The 21,609-nt window shown below is 32.9% G+C and carries 13 protein-coding genes, 1 other RNA gene and 1 pseudogene; 7 read left to right on the top strand and 8 right to left on the bottom strand.

Annotation, left to right across the window (positions count from 1 at the left end; genetic code table 11):
* Nucleotides 1-20: 20 nt before the first annotated feature.
* From C4S35_RS06495 to C4S35_RS06485, 3 genes are all read right to left on the bottom strand, one after another.
* Nucleotides 21-1,247 carry a HEPN domain-containing protein gene (locus C4S35_RS06495; protein WP_103999407.1) on the bottom strand — a complete coding sequence of 409 codons (1,227 nt, stop codon included), beginning with the start codon at nucleotides 1,245-1,247 and terminating at the stop codon, nucleotides 21-23.
* A gap of 112 nt (nucleotides 1,248-1,359) precedes the next feature.
* The gene (ygiD, locus tag C4S35_RS06490; RefSeq protein WP_103999406.1) at nucleotides 1,360-2,190 is read right to left on the bottom strand and encodes a 4,5-DOPA-extradiol-dioxygenase; all 831 of its coding nucleotides are present in this window, start codon (nucleotides 2,188-2,190) and stop codon (nucleotides 1,360-1,362) included.
* Between the two features lie 94 nt (nucleotides 2,191-2,284).
* Nucleotides 2,285-3,706: an ATP-dependent DNA helicase gene (locus C4S35_RS06485; RefSeq protein WP_103999568.1), complete on the bottom strand. Its 1,422-nt coding sequence runs from the start codon at nucleotides 3,704-3,706 to the stop codon at nucleotides 2,285-2,287.
* Nucleotides 3,707-3,858: 152 nt separating this feature from the next.
* On the opposite strand from C4S35_RS06485, the gene C4S35_RS06480 reads away from it, so the two are divergent.
* Both C4S35_RS06480 and C4S35_RS06475 read left to right on the top strand, forming a co-directional pair.
* Nucleotides 3,859-4,680 carry a DUF3822 family protein gene (locus C4S35_RS06480; protein WP_103999405.1) on the top strand — a complete coding sequence of 274 codons (822 nt, stop codon included), beginning with the start codon at nucleotides 3,859-3,861 and terminating at the stop codon, nucleotides 4,678-4,680.
* Nucleotides 4,677-5,264, top strand: coding sequence for an RsmD family RNA methyltransferase (locus tag C4S35_RS06475; RefSeq protein WP_103999404.1), 588 nt, complete (start codon nucleotides 4,677-4,679; stop codon nucleotides 5,262-5,264). Before C4S35_RS06480 ends, C4S35_RS06475 begins: the two co-directional genes overlap by 4 nt.
* A 13-nt stretch (nucleotides 5,265-5,277) precedes the next feature.
* On the opposite strand, the gene C4S35_RS06470 is transcribed toward C4S35_RS06475, so the two are convergent.
* Complete coding sequence (locus tag C4S35_RS06470) at nucleotides 5,278-6,240, bottom strand: ketopantoate reductase family protein (protein ID WP_103999403.1); 963 nt, start codon at nucleotides 6,238-6,240, stop codon at nucleotides 5,278-5,280.
* Nucleotides 6,241-6,372: 132 nt separating this feature from the next.
* Nucleotides 6,373-6,690: RNase P RNA component class A (gene rnpB, locus C4S35_RS06465), an RNA gene on the bottom strand.
* Between the two features lie 118 nt (nucleotides 6,691-6,808).
* Between rnpB and C4S35_RS06460 the strand changes: the two genes are divergently transcribed.
* The 4 genes from C4S35_RS06460 to C4S35_RS06445 all read left to right on the top strand — a co-directional run bounded on the left by C4S35_RS06460 (nucleotide 6,809) and on the right by C4S35_RS06445 (nucleotide 10,284).
* Nucleotides 6,809-7,108, top strand: coding sequence for a hypothetical protein (locus C4S35_RS06460; RefSeq protein WP_103999402.1), 300 nt, complete (start codon nucleotides 6,809-6,811; stop codon nucleotides 7,106-7,108).
* A 91-nt stretch (nucleotides 7,109-7,199) separates the two neighbouring features.
* A complete protein-coding gene (locus C4S35_RS06455) occupies nucleotides 7,200-8,312 on the top strand; it encodes a class I SAM-dependent methyltransferase (protein ID WP_103999401.1) in 1,113 nt (370 codons plus the stop codon).
* 236 nt (nucleotides 8,313-8,548) lie between these two features.
* Nucleotides 8,549-9,634, top strand: a complete 1,086-nt coding sequence (gene dnaX / locus C4S35_RS06450; protein WP_103999400.1) for a DNA polymerase III subunit gamma/tau — start codon at nucleotides 8,549-8,551, stop codon at nucleotides 9,632-9,634.
* A 233-nt stretch (nucleotides 9,635-9,867) separates the two neighbouring features.
* The gene (locus C4S35_RS06445; protein WP_244175205.1) at nucleotides 9,868-10,284 is read left to right on the top strand and encodes a DNA polymerase III subunit gamma/tau; all 417 of its coding nucleotides are present in this window, start codon (nucleotides 9,868-9,870) and stop codon (nucleotides 10,282-10,284) included.
* A 768-nt stretch (nucleotides 10,285-11,052) separates the two neighbouring features.
* On the opposite strand, the gene C4S35_RS06435 is transcribed toward C4S35_RS06445, so the two are convergent.
* From C4S35_RS06435 to C4S35_RS06425, 3 genes are read right to left on the bottom strand one after another with little or no spacing between them, the layout of a single operon-like run.
* Nucleotides 11,053-11,943, bottom strand: a complete 891-nt coding sequence (locus C4S35_RS06435) for a Ppx/GppA phosphatase family protein (RefSeq protein ID WP_103999399.1) — start codon at nucleotides 11,941-11,943, stop codon at nucleotides 11,053-11,055.
* A gap of 54 nt (nucleotides 11,944-11,997) precedes the next feature.
* A complete protein-coding gene (gene ppk1 / locus C4S35_RS06430) occupies nucleotides 11,998-14,070 on the bottom strand; it encodes a polyphosphate kinase 1 (RefSeq protein ID WP_103999398.1) in 2,073 nt (690 codons plus the stop codon).
* 4 nt (nucleotides 14,071-14,074) lie between these two features.
* Nucleotides 14,075-14,560: a SixA phosphatase family protein gene (locus C4S35_RS06425; protein ID WP_103999397.1), complete on the bottom strand. Its 486-nt coding sequence runs from the start codon at nucleotides 14,558-14,560 to the stop codon at nucleotides 14,075-14,077.
* 1,462 nt (nucleotides 14,561-16,022) lie between these two features.
* On the opposite strand from C4S35_RS06425, the pseudogene C4S35_RS06420 reads away from it, so the two are divergent.
* Nucleotides 16,023-21,609: pseudogene (locus C4S35_RS06420) on the top strand (hypothetical protein); the annotation flags it as partial.

Here is a 21,609-nt window from a genome sequence, read left to right as displayed (position 1 = left end):
GCTAAGGGAAAAAATTAGTATTAATTAAATTTTAAATTTATTATATGGGTATTTAAACTTTCCATTGTCTTCATTTCTTTGAAAGGACTTTTAATTAAAAACGAAATTATCATATTTTTGGTAATTTCGAATACTTCCTCTAAGTCTTCAAAATCAATTTTTGCATTTGAACCATGAGCTATGCTAGATCTTTTTTTATAAATATCTTTAAACTTTCTTGACATTTTTTTTCTTTCTTCTTTTTCATCAGTTATTATAAAGGCTAATGAATCTGCTAATTGACTTACAATAGATTGATTTATAAATATTTTTTCATCATATTGGAGCATTCCTTCAATTGCAAATACAAATTGGATTAAAGATTTTGAATTGTCTCTATCATTTATTGCTTTTCCTACCCATTCAATAGCATTCAATAATCTTTTTTCAATTTCTGATTTATCTTTTTTTGTTATTAGAAACCAAACTTCATCATTACCCAATTCCTTATTATTAAAATAACTTAAATAATTATGATCGAGGTTCAAACCTAATATTACATCACTTTTTCCATTAAAACCTATTCCTGAATTACTTGAAATTATTTTTCCCATAGTTGAAAAACCTCTAAAGTTAAATATCCCTATTCTTTTATCATTTGATAAATCTCCTAGTACATAACTAAAAACATTTTCAAATGACATGCAGTATTTATCCGCAATTTCAAATGCTTTATCACTCTCTCTAGCTTTAATTTTTATACTAATTAATAGGTCAGATTTTATAAGTTCAAAATATAAATCTTTGTCATTAGTTGTAAAAGATTTTTCATTCAAAAGTTCTTTACATTTTTGTTTATCATAGATAGTAAAATCTCCAAATTTTAGCAAATCTGAATTCATTTGCGCTCCATAAAAAGGATAAAAAATTTCATGTTCAATTATTTCAATTCTTATTATGTCATCAATAATTTCATTTAAATTTTCAGCTTTACATTGTGTTTTTTCAACTTTTAAAGTTCTAATTAATTCTATTATTCTATCTTGAAATTTAAAAAAGCTAAATGTTTCACAAATTGATTTATTTGAGGTGTATAGTTTTTCTATAGATAGTTTATATTTACTAATATTTATTAAACCTAAAAATGAAATATTTTCTTCATCAAATCCAAAAGACTCTGAAAATTTATCATTTTGTTGATTCTGATAAACAACTTGAGAAATTGTAATTAATTCATTTATTAGTTTGGCTTCATTTGTGTATTTCATATAATATTTTACTCTTTTAAATTATTGCCGCTGAATTAAAACACAATCCCTATTATAAAATTTATTATCAATAGCATTAACCAAATATAAGCTTTATTCTCACAAAACCATCCTACATAATCTTCACCGAAGTCATGCTCAAAGAACCTGCCAATAACTTATCATTAAATAAACTCAGTTCTTCGGATTTTCCTTTTAATCCCAAAGTATAAATCAAAGGTAAATAATGTTCTGGCGTAGGAATCGCTAATTGAAATGCTTTGTTTTGTTTTTCAAAATCAATCAGCGGTTGGAAATTTCCATGCAGTAAATAGTTGTTTACGTTTTCCTTTACTTCTATCGCCCAATCGTAACCGTAATTGTCTTTGTCAAAATTATGAAAATCTACTAATCCCAAATTATGTACGATATTCCCACTGCCAATAATCAGGATTCCTTTGTTACGCAACGCACTTAATTTCTGAGCCAAATCAAAATGGTATTGCCCAGATTTAGTATAATCAATACTCAACTGAATTACAGGAACATTGGCATCGGGATATAAATGCTTGATTACACTCCAAGCACCATGATCTAAGCCCCAATGTTCGTCTAGTTCGACTTCTGTGGGCAGCAATAATTCTTTGGTTTCTAATGCTAATTCTGGGCTTCCTTTTGCAGGATATTCCACTTCAAACAACGCTTGTGGAAAACCTCCAAAATCATGAATCGTTCGTGGCATTTCCATTGCTGTAACTTTGGTTCCTTTAGTAAACCAATGCGCCGATATACACAAAATGGCATTTGGCTGCGGTAACGTTTTGGCCAAGTTCCGAAAACCTGCTACAAACTGATTTTCCTCAATCGCGTTCATCGGACTGCCATGTCCCAAAAAAAGTGCAGGCATTTTTTCAGTATTCGAAAAAGAATCTGAAATTTTATGTAAGTCGTTTAATGTTTTCATAATTTATTAGTTCAAAAAAAATTGAAACATTTAAGTCATATAAGTAAGCAAGGCAATAAATTTAAAACTTATATGACTTATATGTTTATGAAATTTACTCTTCAAAACTTTCATCCTTAAAACCTATTAAATATAATTTATTTTTTGCTCTGGTCATCGCAGTATACAACCAGCGGATGTAATCTCTATTGATTCCGTCAGGCAAATACGGCTGTTCTATAAAAACGGTATTCCACTGACCACCTTGTGACTTATGACAGGTTATAGCATACGAGAATTTAACTTGTAGACCATTGAAATATTCGTTGGCTTTTATTTTTTGGAATTGGTTGAATTTAGTTTCTCCTTCATAATCTTTCAATACTTCCTGATACAGTCGGTTGGATTCTTCATAGGTTAAAGAAGGCGATTCGCTTTTTATGGTATCCAATAATAAAACGGTTTCAAACGGAATCTGGCTTGGGTAATCGACCATTCGTATTTTTACTTTGGCAAACTTAAAACCATACAACTCTTTCATATTAAAAATTTCCAACACTTCAATAATATCGCCATTGGCAATAAAACCAGCTTCATCAGAATCTTTCAACCAAAAATAATTATTTTTTACCACCATCAAAAAATCGCCGGTAGACAATTCACTTTCTTTATCAAGGATTTTGGTTCGGATTTGCTCATTGTATTGATTTGCTCTTTTATTGGAACGAACAATAAATGCGGTGTCTTCGATACTATAATTACTGTACGCCGAATTAATCGCATCCTGAATATCATATCCATCAGTAAGTCGAACGATATCTTTATATTTTCGAACATTAAATTTGAATTCCGTGATAAATGAATCTTTCAATAATTCCCGAAGTTCTGTTGCATTATGCAAGATTCCCGAATTTTCTTCCTGACGCATTACTTCGTCTAGTTCGATATGTTCTACTTCTTTATCGTAGTTCATGCCTAAAGTTTGAATATCTAATGCAGGACTAATATCTAAATTCACCGGAGGCAACTGAGCGGTATCTCCCAATAAAATCATCTTACAATTAGTTCCTGAATACACATACGAAATCAAATCGTCTAATAAAGAACCGTTTTCGTATAACTTAGAATCTGAATTGGTATCTGAAATCATCGAAGCTTCATCGACGATAAAAATCGTGTTCTTGTGTTTGTTTTGTTGCAACGTAAACGAAACACCGCCACCGGAAGATTTCTTGGGAAAATATATTTTTTTATGAATCGTAAAAGCCGGTTTATTCGAATAATTGGCAATTACTTTGGCCGCACGGCCTGTTGGGGCAAGCAAAACATATTTCTTATTAATGTCTGCCAGATTATTTACAATCGTCGAAATCACAGTCGTTTTGCCGGTTCCTGCATATCCTTTTAGCACAAAAATGGTTCTATTATCGGGCTCTGTTAAAAAAATAGCAATTTTCTGAAAAAAAATATCTTGTTTATAGGTGGGTTGAAAAGGAAATTTTTTCTGTAAAAGACTGTAAAACAAGGAGGAATTCATGTGAAGTGGATTGCTATAAATGAACATCAAATATAAGTATGAAAATCGAGGGAATCGCATAAATTGACATTAGAATAAAAAAAAATTGTAAGTTTGTCAACGCTTTTAATCCTTTCAAGTTTTTAAGGAAGAAATGGAATATAAATCCAGATATGTCAACACAAAATACAAACATAACCGAGAAGGTATATAAAAAACTTTCCATTCAGGTTTCCCTGACTGGGCTTTCGTTTTGCTGCTTTGATACGCTGAATGATACGGTTATTTCCTTTAATGAAGTGCATTTTGACACCTTTCATAAAGCCACAAAAATTGAGGATTTATTTGCCGATGCTTTTCGCGATTATCCCGTATTAAAGGATTCGTATGATGAAATTCTGGTGATTCACAACAACAATCTTTCTACGTTTGTTCCTGCGCCTCTTTTTGACGAGAGCTTTCTAGGAAGTTATTTGCAATACAACACTAAGGTTTTTAAAACTGATTTTTTTGCCTTTGACGAAATAGCAAATTATGAAATGAATGCAGTTTACATTCCGTACGTGAATATCAATAACTTTTTTATAGATCAATTTGGAGCTTTTGATTACAAACACGCCAACAGTATTCTGGTTTCCAAACTATTGATCGCATCCAAAAATAAAGATGAAAAGAAAATGTTCATTCATATAAATTCAGAACATTTTGAAATAATCGTGGTTCAAAACCAAAAATTACTTCTTTTCAATTCTTTCGATTACAACACACCGGAAGATTTCTTGTATTACATATTATTCACTGCAGAGCAATTGAATCTAAATCCCGAGAATTTTCCATTGAAACTAATCGGAAATATTGATACTGAAAGTGATTATTTCAAAATAGCTTATAAATACATTCGCAACGTTTCCCTTATTGACGTAAACGATTTGCGATGGAACAATTATTTTTCTGAGACCGAAAACAGAAATCATTTTATACTTTTCAACTCATGAGAATCATTTCAGGAAAATACAAAGGAAGACGCATTTCTCCTCCAAAAGGCCTGCCCGTTCGTCCAACCACAGATATGTCTAAAGAAGCATTATTCAATGTTTTAAATAACCATTTCAGTTTTGAAGGACTTAAAATATTAGATTTATTCGCTGGAACAGGAAATATCAGTTATGAATTTGCCTCCAGAGGGAGTACGCCTATCACATCTGTCGATGGTGATTTTGGGTGTGTAAAATTCATTAAGCAAGTGGCAACTGAATTCGATTTTAATATTGCCGCCACAAAAAGTGATGTTTTTACTTATTTAGAAAGATGTAAAACATCTTACGACATTATATTTGCTGATCCGCCTTACGCTTTAGATCAAGCCACTTTTGAGAAAATTGTATCATTAATTTTCGAAAAAGAATTACTTAATCAAGACGGAATGATGGTAATTGAACATTCTAAATACACCAAACTGGATCACATGATTAATTTCTCTTTTAAGAAAAGTTATGGTGGTTCTATTTTTAGTTTTTTCGAAATTGAATCGGATTCGGATGAAGATGAATCGTCGGAAAATGATGGTGAAGAGGAATAATCCTTACAATTATTTAATTAGGAATTAAAACACTTGATAATTTATCTAATACCATTTGGTAAGTTGGTGTTTCAATTTCATATTTAACACCTTCATTTACAACAAACTCAGTCAAAGAAAAAAGTTCTATTTTTCGTCCAGCTATCAAATCCCGATGCATTGATGAAGTGGCATCATGAGGAGTTTTCTCTAATTTAAGAATTGTTTGTAGGATAATGTCTGCAGGTAAATTGTGTCCTTTTACGGCCGCAATCATGGTAATTTCGTTTAATAAGGAAACATATACTGCTCTACTCGATTGGCTGTTTAAAATCTCCCCGATATTTTGATTCAAATAGGATGTGGCGGAAGCCAATGCCGAAATAAAGATGAATTTTTCCCAAACGGTCTCTTCAATAGTGTCCACCAAATAACTTTCGATTGAAGCTTTCTCAAAAATGGATTGCAATTTATTTAATGCAGTAATTGAAGCTGTTCTTGATCCAAAAAAGAGTTTTTCATAAGTCCCAATCTTTTTAATAACACCGGAAGATACAATCATCGAAACAATATAAACACAACCTTGTAAAACTTCGTTGTCGGGAAATAAATCACTAATTCGTTCTGGCGCATCGACACCATTATATAAAGGAAGAATAATCGTATTCTTGGTTATGTTCTTTTTAATCGAAAGAAGACTCTCTTCTATATCATAGGTTTTTGTTGCACAAATAAGGTAGTCGAGTTTTCCAATTACCTTGGAATTGTCTGAAACGATACTAGGAAAAACAGTTATTTCGCTTTCGTATAACCCGAGCGATAGCGAACTTGCGGAGAAAATAATTTTCAACCCGTTTTGTGCTATTGCCTTTTGGGTTTCGCCACGAGCAATAAATACGATTTCAACAGAATCAGATTCGGTATATTCTTTGGCTAATAATCCACCAAAATAGCCGCCTACTCCACCCATCCCTAAAATTCCAATTCTTGTTTTCATAAATACTTATTTAAAAATAAAAATTAAACCATTAAGAAATTTAGAAAATTAAGCCTTATGACTTAATGAAACTTAATTTCTTAATGGTTCTCTTTTAGATTTTACAATCCTAATTTTATTAATCTTTTAATAAAAAAATGCAGACCTATAAGCCGGATTCTGTCTCCGAAAAATCGGAGCCTTATCATTTATCTAGATCCCGCATTACTGCGGGACTCAAACTATCTACCCTTCAACAACGGACGAGAAGTCCTTAAATGCTGATATACTTGATATTTCACCGCATAGAGTTTACCTGGTTTCACTACAGCATTACCTGTACATACTTTCTGTTGCACTTGTCCTAATTCGATTTCTCGAACCGACGGGTGTTACCCGCTATGCTTCCCTATGGTGTCCGGACTTTCCTCCCTCCCGATAAATCGAGACGACGATAAGGCGGTCTGCGATGCGAATTTACGATATTTATTCCTGTTTTCAGATTTTAGATTAGTTACTTTAACAAGTCTTTGACAACAAATTCATAATAAAATAGTTACCTTTAATAATTAACCATAAATCTTCTATTATGTCAAATATGTATCATTATGCCACAGTTTCTAAAGCCTTAGATGATTTAAATGAAAAAGGATATACATTTGATTTTAATCTCCATACAGATGATATTATAAAAAATCCGCATCGCTACGAAATCGAGCACATATATCGATACGAAGGCGACAGTAATCCTGATGACGAAGCAACTGTTTATGGCATAAAATCCAATTCTGGTAAAAAAGGCGTTTTTGTAGCTGGATTTTCTGCAAATTCCGAAAATGATGCTGCTACAGTTTTGAACGAAATCAGCATTAAAGGAAGAAAAAAATAATAGTTGTTTGAGTTGTACTTTCTGAGTTATCGGAAAACTATTTTTATCCTATTTTTTGAGAGAAAAAATCAAGATTTAATTCCTAAATTCTATGTTGCTTTCTGGAATCATAATAGAACGAATCAAAAAAGAAGGTCCATTGTCTTTTAGGGATTTCATGGAAATGGCATTATATTATCCAGAACTTGGCTATTATAATTCTTCACAAAACAAGATTGGGACAGATGGTGATTTTTACACCAGTGCCAATCTTACTGCTGCATTTGGGGCTATGATTGGCCGTCAAATTGAAGAAATGTGGCGAAATTTAGAAAAAAAGCCTTTTAAAATTGTGGAATATGGTGCCGGAACTGGTTTATTATGTCATGATATTTTAGATTATCTCAAAAATAATATCTCTTTATATAACAGCTTAACTTATTCTATTATAGAAAAAAGTTCTAGCATGCGAGAAATTCAAAAGAAACATTTACATGAAAAAGTAAGTTGGTATAACTCCATTCAAGAAATTACTGAAATTAACGGCTGCATTTTATCTAATGAATTGATTGATAATTTTTCCGTTCATCAAGTAATTATGGAAGATCAACTTAAGGAAGTATTTGTAGATTATAAAGATGGTTTTATTGAAATTTTGAAACCTGCAAAACAAGAACTCGCCGATTATTTGGCTACATTAAATGTACAATTGCCTGAAGGATTTCGAACCGAAATTAATTTGGAAGCTGTATCTTGGATAAAAGACATTTCTAAATCCTTGAAGAAAGGTTACGTGATAACCATAGATTATGGATCATTATCCGCTGAATTATACAGCAACCGCAGGAGTTGTGGTACACTCTTATGTTATTACAAACATCAAAAAAACGACAATCCTTATCAATTTATCGGTCAACAAGATATTACAACCCACACCAACTTTTCTGCGATATCACATTGGGGTTCCCAATACGGAATGGATTGTTGCGGAAGTGTGGATCAAGCTCAATTTTTATTGGCATTGGGCATCAAAGAATATCAAAATTCAGCTTTAAATAATAACCCGAATAATCTGGCGCAGGCAATGCAGGAATCACTTATTAATTACAGATTATTGATCGATATGGGAATGAAATTCAAAGTATTAATACAACAAAAAGGTGTCCCCGAATATCCGCTATCAGGATTGAAATTTATAAATTCTTCAAAAGCCGTTTTTGGCTAACAATTCGATCAGATTTCGAAATATTTAATATTTTTGAAATTACAATTTAGTAGTAGCTAATTCCAGCTATCCGTTGCAATCTTAATCGCCGAAACCCGGCTCATAAGGATTTACACTGCTATCCGGGCTAAGGAATTTGGGAATTAAAAACCATTTGAAAAATTATAAAATCTTTCAATCCTTAAATTTTTACATCTTTAAATTAAAACCTATATTTGCTTTCGAATTAAAATTTTATGGAACAATTTGTAGTATCGGCGCGTAAATACCGTCCTCAAACATTTAAAGATGTTGTAGGGCAAAAAGCCATTACCAATACTTTATTGAATGCCATAGAAAGCAATCACCTTGCTTCTGCCCTACTATTCACAGGACCTCGTGGTGTTGGAAAAACGACTTGCGCTCGTATTTTGGCTCGAAAAATAAATCAGCCAGGTTATGATGATCCAAACGAAGATTTTGCTTTTAATGTTTTCGAGTTAGATGCTGCTTCCAATAATTCCGTTGATGATATCCGCAATCTGATTGACCAAGTCCGAATCCCGCCACAAACGGGACAATATAAAGTGTATATTATTGACGAGGTTCACATGTTGTCTTCAGCAGCTTTCAATGCATTCTTGAAAACACTAGAGGAACCGCCAAAGCACGCCATTTTTATATTGGCTACGACCGAAAAACATAAAATTATTCCAACGATACTTTCTCGTTGTCAGATATTTGATTTCAAAAGAATTACTGTAAAAGATGCCAAAGAACATCTAGCCGAAGTTGCGACCAATCAAGGTGTAAATTATGAAGATGATGCTTTGCATATAATTGCTCAAAAAGCGGATGGTGCCATGCGTGATGCCTTGTCTATTTTTGATAGAGTAGTTTCTTTTTGCGGAAAAGATTTAACACGTCAGGCCGTTACTGAAAACCTGAATGTTTTAGATTATGAAACATACATTTCCGTTACCGATTTAATTTTGGAAAATAAAATTCCAGAATTACTATTGGCTTTTAATGATATTCTTTCTAAAGGATTTGATTCGCATCATTTTGTATCAGGATTAGCATCGCATTTTAGAGATTTATTGGTTTCTAAAACTCCTTCCACTTTATCATTATTGGAAGTTGGTGAACAAGCGCAACAAATGTATGGTTTGCAAGCACAAAAATGTAGTCAAGACTTTCTTTTGAAAGGAATCGAAATTGCAAATGATTGTGATTTAAAATACAAAGTAAGTCAAAATCAGCGATTACTTGTTGAGCTTTGTCTGATGCAACTTGCCTCTATCACTTTTGATGGAGAAAAAAAAAAGTTGACAAATTTATAATCCCACCAACTTATTTTAGAAAGAACGATTATTCAATAACAGTTCAAACTAAAACTGAAGAATCGAAACCGATTGCTCAAGTTATAGAATCAGTTCAAGAGAATGAGCCTGAGGCTATAGTTATTGCGACAACAATTCCAGTTCCTGCTTCTATAGTAAAAATTGGTATTCCAAATTCAAGTGAAACAAAAGTTTCTGCTTTTTCATTATCAAGCATTCGCGCCAAAAAAGCATTGGAAGAAAGCAATAAAGGAATTGTAAAAGAAGTGCTTCATTTGCCTACAGAAGCTTTCACGGAAACAGAAATGTTACTATTTTGGAATAAATATGCCCAACGTTTAGGGGATAAAGGCTATAGAATAATGGAATCGCTGCTATTGATAAACGATCCAAAACTCAATGGAACTGCCATCACACTAGAATTGCCAAATGAAGGATCTAAATTAGATTTTGAAAATGAGAAAAACGGTCTTCTAGGACATTTGAAAGGTCATTTACACAATCATGATATTACGATAGAAGTTATTGTAAATGAAAGTATTGAAAGCAAGAGAAACTTTAACGACCAAGACCGATACAACAGGCTTCTTGAAATAAATCCAAATATTGATTTATTGCGAACTACTTTTGGACTTGATTTGAATGTTTAAATTGAAGAAATAGATTTGAATTGAAACACTGCAATAGTTATGTTTACAATTTAAAATAGCTATTCTTCATGTAGATTTATTGTTTTTTGAACTGGATTTATTTATTTTTCAGGTGGATCTGTTTCATGTGAATTTTTTTTCTTTCAATCTTTTTCTCTCGCTTAAACCATACTATGGCAACCAGTATATAAATGAAACCAGCAATCCATTCATTTAAAAACGAAAATACTGTCGCTAAAAAATATAAATAAAGAATGATTTTTCCTTTCGTATCTTTCCCTACAGCTTTTGCCCGCAATGAATCTTTTCCTTCGCTTATAATAATTACACATTGGAGAATCCAATAATGAATGAAGCATAAAAAGAAAAATATACCATATAAAATTATTGCGGCTTTGGCAAAAAGATGTGTTCCCGTCCATTTAATAAAAATAGGATTCAATGATAATCCGAATCAAAAATGTAAATTAGCGCATACTATTGTGCCTTTTATTTTAGAAATACTTTTTATTAAATGATTAATTATTTTTTCATTAAATTCCTACAAATACAAAACTTAGTACATAACTAATGAACGAGGTAATCAAATGGTATCAAATCACTGAAATTGTTCCCTATCGGAACTTTAATTTCCAATATCATGATGGTGATACTATTGCCAAAACATCATCACTGAACAGCTTTAATCTACGCTTGTCTATTTGGATATTTTTACATAAAGCCGCTCCAATATTTAATTAATTAATTAATTGAAATTAGCTATTTAACCTATATTTTACCGTAATACATGGCCTTTACAATACCATCTGAAAGACCAATTTTAGGTACATAAATATTTCTTGCTCCACTCCATTTCATGGCGTTAAGATAAATTCTTGTTGCTGGAATAATTACATCGGCACGATCAGGATTCAAACCTAATTCTGATATTCTTTGTTCGTAGGTAAGCGTATTTAAAAAAGCATATTGTGAATTCATATAAATATAAGACAAAGGCTTTTCTTCTATTTTTCCTGACATTTTGAATAATTTATTAATATTCCCACCAGAACCTATTAGTGTAACTTCATCATAATCTTGGGTATTTATCTTAATCCATTTTTCAATTTCATCCCAAACAACATCGCAAACCATACCATTTAACAGCCTTACTGTCCCAGCTTTGAAAGATCTGGAATTTATCATTTTACCATTCGAAAATAAGGTAAATTCAGTGCTTCCACCACCTACATCAACAAAAAGATACGTTTGATCCGATTTTAATAAATGATGCAAATCAGTTGAAGCTATTATTGCCGCTTCTTTTTTTCCGTCGATTATTTCTATTTTAATATCTGCTTTTTTCTTGATAAAGGCAACAACTTCTTTACCGTTATATGCTTCTCTCATTGCCGAGGTAGCAAAGGCCATATAGCGCTCCACTTTATGCACTTTCATTAACAGGTAGAACGCTCTCATCGCATCACACATTCGCTCCATATTCTCTTCAGAAATTTCACCTACAGTAAAGGCATCTTGCCCTAAACGAATTGGAACACGAACTAATGAGCTTTTATTAAATTGAGTTTCCTTTCCGTCCTGCTCAACAATATTAGTAATTAACAAACGCATTGCATTTGAACCAATATCAATCGCTGCATATTTTTTAATTTTAATCATTATTATATTACGATATGAAATTTATTTTTAATTTTTATTAATGATAAAATACCACTAAATAGCTTTTTCTGCCAGGACTTCAACTTTATTTTGATAATATTTATAAGTTTCCCATTGGGCCCTAAAAATAGGATCATGATTTCTTAATTTATATTTATTATCCAATATATAAGAATGGTAACGGGCTTTTACATTTCCTTTCCATCCCAAATTGAAATTGTCAATGAGTTCATTTTTAATTTCTTGATCATAAATTGGGCAAGTAACTTCAACTCGCCCATCAAGATTTCTGGTCATAAAATCAGCAGATGAAATGAAGACTTCCGTTTGCCCGGCATTACCAAATATATAAATTCTGGAATGTTCGAGATAATTATCTACTATACTTATCGCTTCAATGTTTTCACTCATTCCAGGAATTCCAGGTATCAATGAGCAAATTCCTCTCACTTCAAGTTGTATTTTCACACCAGCTGTGCTTGCTTCATATAATTTATCAATCATTTTAAAATCAGACAAACTATTCATTTTTAATTTTATGAATGTTTTTCTACCTGCTAATGCATGTAAAATCTCCCTGTCTATTAATTTATAAAATCGAGATCTGGTATAATGAGGGGAAACGATAAGATGTTTGTATCGATGAACTCTGTAATTGATGTCGAAAAAATCAAATATTTTTGTGATGTCTTTTAAAATTTGTTGATGACTTGTAAAAAGGGTGACATCCGTATATACTTTTGCCGTAGATTCATTAAAATTTCCGGTGGAAATGAAACCGTATCGTTTTATTTTATCTTTTTCAATTCTTTCAATAACACATATTTTACTATGGACTTTTAAGCCTTTTATTCCAAAAATGAGTTCGATGCCTTCCATTTGCATTTGCTCCGCATAAGAAATATTTGAAGCTTCATCAAAACTTGCTTGTAATTCTATTTGAACAGTTACTTTCTTTCCGTTTTTGGCAGCATTTATAAGAGAACTAATGATTTGAGAATTTTTAGCCAATCGGTATAGAGTAATTTTTATAGAAGTTACCTTTGGATCAAGAGCTGCTTCACGCAAAAATTTGGTCAAATAAGAAAAAGACTGATAAGGTGCATTTAATAAATAATCTTTTTTGCTTATTTTTCCCAACATACTCCCTTCCAAGCTTAAACCGGGAATCGGTAGCGGATCATTTGTTTTATATAATAAATCAAATCTGCCAAGATTTGGAAAATTCATGTAATCGCGTCTGTTATGATATCTACCTCCAGGTATAATACTATCTGTAGAAACAATATTCATTTTATCAAGAAAAAACTGAAGTGTATCTTTCTCAATTAATTGATCATAAATAAATCGAACGGGTTCCCCTATACGTCTATCTTTTACACTTGTGGTAATTTTTTCAATCATACTTTTACTCAAATCACTATCAATATCTAACTGTGCATCTCTAGTAATTTTTATCATATGCGCTGAAATACTTTCGTAATCGAAAATATTAAAAATACTACTCAAATTATGCCTTATCACATCATCAATTAATATGACATATTGTTTTTCATTATCTGAAGGGAGAACAACAAAACGATTTAATGTTTTTGGAATTTCAATAATTGCATACCGTATCTCATCATTTAGTTTCATAATAAGTTTTATCGCCAAATATCCCGAAGTATCTTTCAATAATGGAAATTCAGCTAAATCATTTAATATGATAGTGACTAATTCTGGACTTAATTTTTGAATAAAAAAATCTTTTAAAAAAATTTCCTGATCAATAGAAATTTGATTCTCATTAATAATAAATATATTTTTGGATTCTAATTTAGTCTCAATAGTGCTTAAAATCCTTAAACTTTCAGATTGCTGCTGTATTACAATTTCTGTTATATCTTTCACTAATTCTTGAGCCGAAATACCACCCAAATACTTTTCGCCTGATATTCCCGAAAGACTTAATCGTCTGATAGCTGCAAAACGAACTCTAAAAAACTCATCAAGATTATTAGAAAATATCCCTAAAAATCTGAGCCTATCTAATAAAGGAACTGAATCATCTGCCGCCTCTTGAAGAACTCTTGCATTAAATGCTAACCAACTTTTTTCTCTATCAATATACTTGTGTTCTAACATCTACTTATTTTAAATCTTTTGGAAATATTATTTTTTTTATTTTGCCTGTATCAATTTTTGTCCAATCGTCCGTTTCAAATTGTAAGGATACAAACCCAGTTGTGGGAACATTTTCAATACTGACATCACCAAATCTATTAACAAAATTTGTAACAGCACCATTATGTCCAAAAAGAATGATATTATCGAAAAGATTATTGCACGATTTTATAACTTTCTCTAATTTTTTTTCATCAAAGGTATAAAGGTCGTCTTTATAAATGATACATTCTATGGGATAGGAAATGTTTTGTGCAAAAATAATTGCCGTATCCGAAGCTCTTTTAGCTGAACTGCTCCACACCACGTATGTTTTAGGAAGAACATTTTTGACTTTTGAAGAAACAAGATGGGCATCTTTGATTCCATGATGTGTCAAAGGTCGGTCCTTATCATGCAAAGGAGCATCCCAACTTGATTTTGCATGTCTAATTAAAATTAAATTTTTCATAAGAAAATAATCATTTAGAAATTGAGGAAGTAACAAATTTCAATCAGTGAAATATTCTACTACAATTTACAAAAGAAAAGATGATTTTTTATTTTTTTTAAATGTTTTTTAGTACTAATAAAACAGTCATAAAAAATTATTTAAATATTTACTACCCAAAGCTTAGTTCAAATAGTACTAAATTAGTATTTCCAAATTCTTCGATGTCTGCCAATAGTAAAAAATATCATTCAATAGTTTTTTACTTATTCCATTTTTTATTTTAACTATAGACCTAAATTACATAGTTGTCTTTGTAATTTTTTTTGTATCAAAGAAAAGTGAATTTTTTTATTCAAAAAAATACATTTTAACGATTATTTAAGTAATTCGTAGGAAAAAAAAATCAATAACAATTATTATTCTTAAATTTGAATATGCGAATTAACAAACTTTTATTAGTAGTTTGAAAATTTAAAATAATATTGAACCTAAAGAAAAAGAAATTCTTTCAGCCCCAAAAAAGGAAAATTTTCTTCTTTATAAATCTAAACCAAAATTGGTTTTAGATTAAAAATTTACATTTTTAAATTGTTTAAAGTTTAGAAAAAAGGAAAGTCACCTGCAACTGAAAATGTTCTTTAACCCCAAAAAAGAAAATTTTCATCCTTAAAGAATCTAGAATAATTCTTGAAACAAAGATTTAAAAAATCTATTTATTAAATTGTATTAAATAAAGGCAAGACACCTGAGACTGAAAATATTCTTATACCCCAAAAAAAGAAAATTTTCATCATTTAAAAAAAGCTAGAATCATTTTTTGAAACAAAGATTTAAAAGTTCTATTTATTGAATTGTATTGAAAAAAGGGTCTTCACCTGCGAGTAAAATATTCTTTAACCGCAAAAAATAATCTTTAAAAAAATACAGATCATATTTATCAGCATTTTTAGTTAATACGATATCGCTCAAGCAAATATATTTTTAGCAGCCTTGATTTTTTTATAATAATTATACTGATATAATTCTAAGGCCATATCAATTATGGTAAAATTGAATTATTTTTTTAATAAAATAATAATTTAATTAAGAAACAAAACAACGTTTTATTAAAAATCTAAATAATTAAAATACAAGTTTATTGCATACAAACAATAGTTTATTATTTAAAAAAGAATATTATGACAACAAAAATTACTTTACATACCCCAATTTTTATCCTATTAACTTGTACTGAAAATTTTGAAATTAAGACTCCTAAATATTGGAATGATTTAGTTCAAAATATGATATTCTTTATTAAAAAATGGTCTCAATTTGTCCGTTTTTTAATCATTCATTTATTTCTATAAAAATAGATTTGATAACTATGAAGATTCATGACTTGAACAATCTTATGCAATCTTCAATATACAAAAAACCCAAGAAGTAATTTTTACTATTAAATTTTACTTCACTTTCTAACGATTTAAAAAAAATCAATATGAAATCAACTTTTACTAATTCGACAAAACTATTTACGCTTTTTCTATTAAGTATATTCAGTTTCCCTTCCATTATTCTTGCCCAAACAATTGGTCCGGGTATTGCACCAGTAAATTCACCAACTGGGGGAATTAATATCGACGGTTCGCTTTTAGCCAACTCAAATACTGGCGATTGGGTTGACGGAACTGGGACTGGCGGTTATATCCTTGCAAACTCAGGAATACCTTTAAATTTAGCAACAACTTATCATTTATATGATCCTTATGGCAATTCTACCGATAATATATTTGGTGGAGGTAATAAAGTAGATGATAATCCAAACAGTTGGTCTTGGGTGTCTGGCACCGCCAACAATAAAACCGACATGAACAATGCATTAATTCATTTTACAACTGATGCTAATGGTAACGTATGGGTTGTTTTTGCCGCCGACCGTTTAAGTAATAGTGGTAATTCCTATGTCGATTTTGAATTTCTACAAACTGCTATCACTAAAACTGGCAGTGGATTTTCTACTTCCGCTCTCGCATCAACTGGTGGACGTACAGCAAATGATTTTTTGTTGACTGTATACTTTCAAAACGGCGTTGCAAAATTTGATATTCAAAAATGGGAACTCAATGGAAGTATTTGGGAATATAAAACGTATTTTACATCTCTTCCACTCAACTCAGCATATGCCGCAGGGAATACAACTAATGTTCCTGTTCCCTTTCAGGCATTTGGTGCAAATAATTATCCTCAAAATACTTTTATTGAATCAGCTGTTAATTTAACAGCGGTATTAGGATCAATCGATCCCTGTGCGAGCCTTAAAATAAAAACTGTTTTTGTTAAATCTAAAACTTCTAATTCTCCATCTGCGGCAATTACGGATTTTTTTGATCCACTTGCTATTGACAATCTCACACTTGGAAGTGCTGATGCAGGACATGATGATAATGTCTGTTATGGATCTCCTTATATGCTTCATGGAATAGCTATAGCAAGTCCTGGTTATCAAATTATATCTAAAAATTGGTCATTTGTAGCTGGATCAGGTACTATTACAGACCCAACAGATCTAAATTCAAATGTGAGTATAAATGGAAGTTCTGCTACACTTCGATTAACCGTAGTGACGGGACCAATAGCAGGTATAGGATCACAATGTTCAGTATCAGACGATGTAGTTATTACTGTTAAACAGCCAACAACATGTTTGATTACGGGTCCAAATGGACCATTATGTCCATCATCTTCAACTATTTATTCAGCACCTGTATGTGCTACATATGCATGGAGTATAGCAGGAAACGGAACAATAGTTGGAAACTCCAATTCTTCAACCGTTTCTGTAACTGCAGGTTCAAGTTGTAGCGAAACATTTACTTTATCATTAACAATTACAGCTGCAAACGGATGTATTTCAACTTGTACAAAAACAGTAAATGTTGTAGATGACATTAAACCAACGGTTACAAAAGGTTCTATCGGTACTTGTTATGCATCGGTAGCTTTAGCGGAGGCAGCGGCCAAAGCAGCGACCACTTCTTCTAATAATTGTATTGGCACTTTGACAACTGCTGCCAGTACCGCTGGCGATTGTGCCGCTGTCATTACGGTAAAAGTAACGGATGGCTGTGGCAATTTCGATGAAGTAACGTATAACACGCGAATTGATAATACCAAACCAACGGTTTCAAAAGGTTTAATAAATACTTGTTATGCATCGATAGCTTTAGCGGAAGCAGCGGCTACAGCAGCAACTACTTCTTCTGATAATTGTGTTGGCGCTTTGACAACTGTTGCCAGTACCGCTGGCGATTATGCCGCTGTCATCACGGTAAAAGTAACGGATGGTTGTGGCAATTCTGATGAAGTAACGTATAACACGCGAATTGATAACACCAAACCAACGATAATAAAAGGTTCTATCGGTACATGTTATGCATCGGTAGCTTTAGCGGAAGTAGCGGCTACAGCAGCAACCACTTCTTCTGATAATTGTATTGGCACTTTGACAACTGCTGTCAGTACTGTTGGAGATTGTGCCGCGATAATTACGGTAAAAGTAATTGATGGTTGTGGCAATTATGATGAAATAACATATAACACGCGAATTGATAATACCAAACCAACGGTCACAAAAGGTTCTATCGGTGCATGTTATGCATCGGTAGCTTTAGCGGAAGCAGCGGCTAAAGCAGCAACTATTTCTTCTGATAATTGTATTGGCACTTTGACAAGTTCTGCTAGTACTGCCGGCGATTGTGCCGCTGTCATTACTATAAAAGTAACGGATGATTGTGGCAATTTTGATGAAGTAACGTATAACACGCGAATTGATAATACCAAACCAACGGTTACAAAAGGTTCTATAAATACTTGTTATGCATCGGTAGCTTTAGCGGAGGCAGCGGCTAAAGCAGCAACCACTTCTTCTGATAATTGTATTGGCACTTTGACAACTGCTGCCAGTACCGCTGGCGATTGTGCCGCTGTCATTACTATAAAAGTAACGGATGGTTGTGGCAATTATGATGAAGTAACGTATAACACTCGAATTGATAATACCAAACCAACGGTCACAAAAGGTTCTATAAATACATGTTATGCGTCGGTGGCTTTAGCGGAAGCAGCGGCTAAAGCAGCAACTACTTCTTCTGATAATTGTGTTGGCGCTTTGACAACTGTTGCCAGTACCGCTGGCGATTATGCCGCTGTCATTACGGTAAAAGTAACGGATGGTTGTGGCAATTATGATGAAGTAACGTATAACACTCGAATTGATAATACCAAACCAACGGTTACAAAAGGTTCTATAGGTACTTGTTATGCATCGGTAGCTTTAGCGGAAGCAGCGGCTAAAGCAGCAACCACTTTTTCTGATAATTGTATTGGCACTTTGACAACTGCTGTTATTACAGCTGGCGATTGTTCCGCTGTCATTAAGGTAAAAGTAACGGATGGTTGTGGTAATTCTGATGAAGTAACATATAACACGAGAATTGATAATACCAAACCAACGGTTACAAAAGGTTCTATAGGTACTTGTTATGCATCGGTAGCTTTAGCGGAAGAAGCGGCTAAAGCAGCAACCACTTCTTCTGATAACTGTATTGGCACTTTGACAACTGTTGCTAATACCGTTGGCGATTGTGCCGCTGTCATTACTATAAAAGTAACGGATGGTTGTGGCAATTATGATGAAGTAATGTATAACACGCGAATTGATAATACCAAACCAACGGTTACAAAAGGTTCAATCGGTACTTGTTATGCATCGGTAGCTTTAGCGGAAGCAGCGGCTAAAGCAGCAACCACTTCTTCTGATAATTGTATTGGCACTTTGACAACTGCTGCCAGTACTGCTGGCGATTGTGCCGCGATAATTACGGTAAAAGTAACTGATAGTTGTGGCAATTATGATGAAATAACGTATAACACGCGAATTGATAATACTAAACCAAGCGTTACAAAAGGTTCTATCGGTACTTGTTATGCATCGGTAGCTTTAGCGGAAGCAGCGGCTAAATCAGCAACCACTTCTTCTGATAACTGTATTGGCACTTTGACAACTGTTGCTAATACCGCTGGAGATTGTGCCGCGATAATTACGGTAAAAGTAACGGATGGTTGTGGCAATTATGATGAAGTAACGTACAACACACGAATTGATGATACTAAACCAATTTTAAATGTACCTTCAGAGATAACTGTTGAATGTAGTTTATTACCTTCTGATGCAACTGCTGCAACTGCTACCGCAAGTGACAACTGTGATTTAACACCTTTGGTAACTTATCTTGGAGAAGTAAAAACAAATGGAGGTTGCCCAAATAACTATACTTTAACTAGAACCTGGAAAGCGGAAGACACATGTGGTAATTTTACAACAAAATCACAAACAATAGAAGTACAGGACACAACAGTTCCTACATTTACGCCTCCAAAAACTTTAATAATACTTGAAAGTGATAAAAATTGTGAAGCAGATTATAGCATTACAGGACCTGCTGGTACTATAACTGACTTAAAAGACAAATGTGATCCCCACCCGACTGCTACTCCTGAAGATGATTCTTGTTTTGGTACTGAACCAGAACAGAATGTAAATGCTCGCGGTGATTATTTCTCTTTTACAGTTGCTGGATTTGATAACCTAACTGCCAAAGATATTAGAAAAATATCTTTAACTTTCGAAACAAACCAAGGTAAAGGAAGAGCTGAGTTTACACTTATTGCCCCAAATGGCGACAAAATTATACTTGTAGGTCCTTATTGCGTAGAAGGTAATTGCAATGATAATTCTCCAGCGACTAAGGAAGTATATGAACCTACATTCTATCCTTGCAGTTCTCCATATCAAAAATACGATAACAATACTAATTTCGCTCCGGGACCTGGTAACTTCATCCCGTGGGGAGCCACAATAGGGCAACTCGGTGGAATTTATGCTTCTTGTTTTGATCAATTGACTGGCCCGATGAATGGGGAATGGAAAATATTTTCACGCAAACAACAAAGTTCAAATGGAGAGATTAAATTCAAGAAGGTTTGTTTGACTCCTGATGAGGGATCATGTACAAACAATAAAGTCATTGTTAGACATTGGACTGTAAGTGATGCTTGCAGCAATACTGTTAAATTTGATCAGGTTATTCGAATAATAGATAAAATGGTGCCTACTTTAACGGGTACTCCTTATAAGGGAACTTCCGATTCCAATTCATGCAAAGTCGATGCAGTAACAACTGCGCCATTTAGTGCAACTAATGCAATATTGGGTTATACTGATAATTGCGGTGGAGCAGTTACAGCAACTTTAACTAATACCGAAGTAGCCGGTAGTGATTGTGCTTGGACTATTACTTATACTTTCGATGTGAAAGATGGTTGTAATAATACTCTCACAGGTCAAAAATACTCTAATACGGGTAAAGATAAAACAGCACCAACTTTAACAGGAACTCCCTATGCGGGAACTATTAATTCCAATTCGTGTAAAGTCAATGCGTTAATTACTGTACCATTTAATGAAACTAATGCAATACTTGGTTATACCGATAATTGTGGTGGTGCTGTTACAGCAACCGTAACGAATACCGAAATAACTGGCACTGATTGTGCTTGGACTGTGACCTATACTTTCGATGTGAAAGATGGATGTAATAATACGCTGTCAGGTCAAAAATATTCTAATTCTGGGGGAGATAAAACTGCACCAACCTTAACTGGTGCACCTTATGCTGGAACTAAAGATTCCAATTCATGCAAAGTCGATGCGGTAACTTCATCCCCATTTAGTGCAACGAATGCAATATTGGGTTATTCCGATAATTGCAGTGGCCAAGTTACAGCAACTTTAACTAATACAGAGGTAACTAGTACAGTTTGCGCATGGATTGTGACTTATACTTTCGATGTGAGCGACGGTTGTGGTAATATTCTAACAGATCAAAAGTATTCTAATTCGGGTGGAGATAAAACTGCACCGACTGGAATTGCTCCTGCAAACCTAACGGGTTTACAATGTAAAGCTGAAATTCCAACTGCCAACATTCTGGATGTAACCGACGAAGCAGATAATTGCTTAGGAG

Source organism: Flavobacterium urumqiense (assembly GCF_900108015.1).
In the GTDB taxonomy this organism is placed as follows: domain Bacteria; phylum Bacteroidota; class Bacteroidia; order Flavobacteriales; family Flavobacteriaceae; genus Flavobacterium; species Flavobacterium urumqiense.
The sequence above is the reverse complement of the archived record's forward strand: the minus strand, read 5'-3'. Positions and strand labels throughout refer to the sequence as shown.

Excerpts from the sequence above, each read along its gene's own strand:
- C4S35_RS06495 (WP_103999407.1), bottom strand. The coding sequence starts at position 1,247 with ATGAAATACACAAATGAAGCCAAACTAATAAATGAATTAATTACAATT.
- ygiD (WP_103999406.1), bottom strand. The coding sequence starts at position 2,190 with ATGAAAACATTAAACGACTTACATAAAATTTCAGATTCTTTTTCGAAT.
- C4S35_RS06485 (WP_103999568.1), bottom strand. The coding sequence starts at position 3,706 with ATGAATTCCTCCTTGTTTTACAGTCTTTTACAGAAAAAATTTCCTTTT.
- C4S35_RS06480 (WP_103999405.1), top strand. The coding sequence starts at position 3,859 with ATGTCAACACAAAATACAAACATAACCGAGAAGGTATATAAAAAACTT.
- C4S35_RS06475 (WP_103999404.1), top strand. The coding sequence starts at position 4,677 with ATGAGAATCATTTCAGGAAAATACAAAGGAAGACGCATTTCTCCTCCA.
- C4S35_RS06470 (WP_103999403.1), bottom strand. The coding sequence starts at position 6,240 with ATGAAAACAAGAATTGGAATTTTAGGGATGGGTGGAGTAGGCGGCTAT.
- C4S35_RS06460 (WP_103999402.1), top strand. The coding sequence starts at position 6,809 with ATGTCAAATATGTATCATTATGCCACAGTTTCTAAAGCCTTAGATGAT.
- C4S35_RS06455 (WP_103999401.1), top strand. The coding sequence starts at position 7,200 with ATGTTGCTTTCTGGAATCATAATAGAACGAATCAAAAAAGAAGGTCCA.
- dnaX (WP_103999400.1), top strand. The coding sequence starts at position 8,549 with ATGGAACAATTTGTAGTATCGGCGCGTAAATACCGTCCTCAAACATTT.
- C4S35_RS06435 (WP_103999399.1), bottom strand. The coding sequence starts at position 11,943 with ATGATTAAAATTAAAAAATATGCAGCGATTGATATTGGTTCAAATGCA.
- ppk1 (WP_103999398.1), bottom strand. The coding sequence starts at position 14,070 with ATGTTAGAACACAAGTATATTGATAGAGAAAAAAGTTGGTTAGCATTT.
- C4S35_RS06425 (WP_103999397.1), bottom strand. The coding sequence starts at position 14,560 with ATGAAAAATTTAATTTTAATTAGACATGCAAAATCAAGTTGGGATGCT.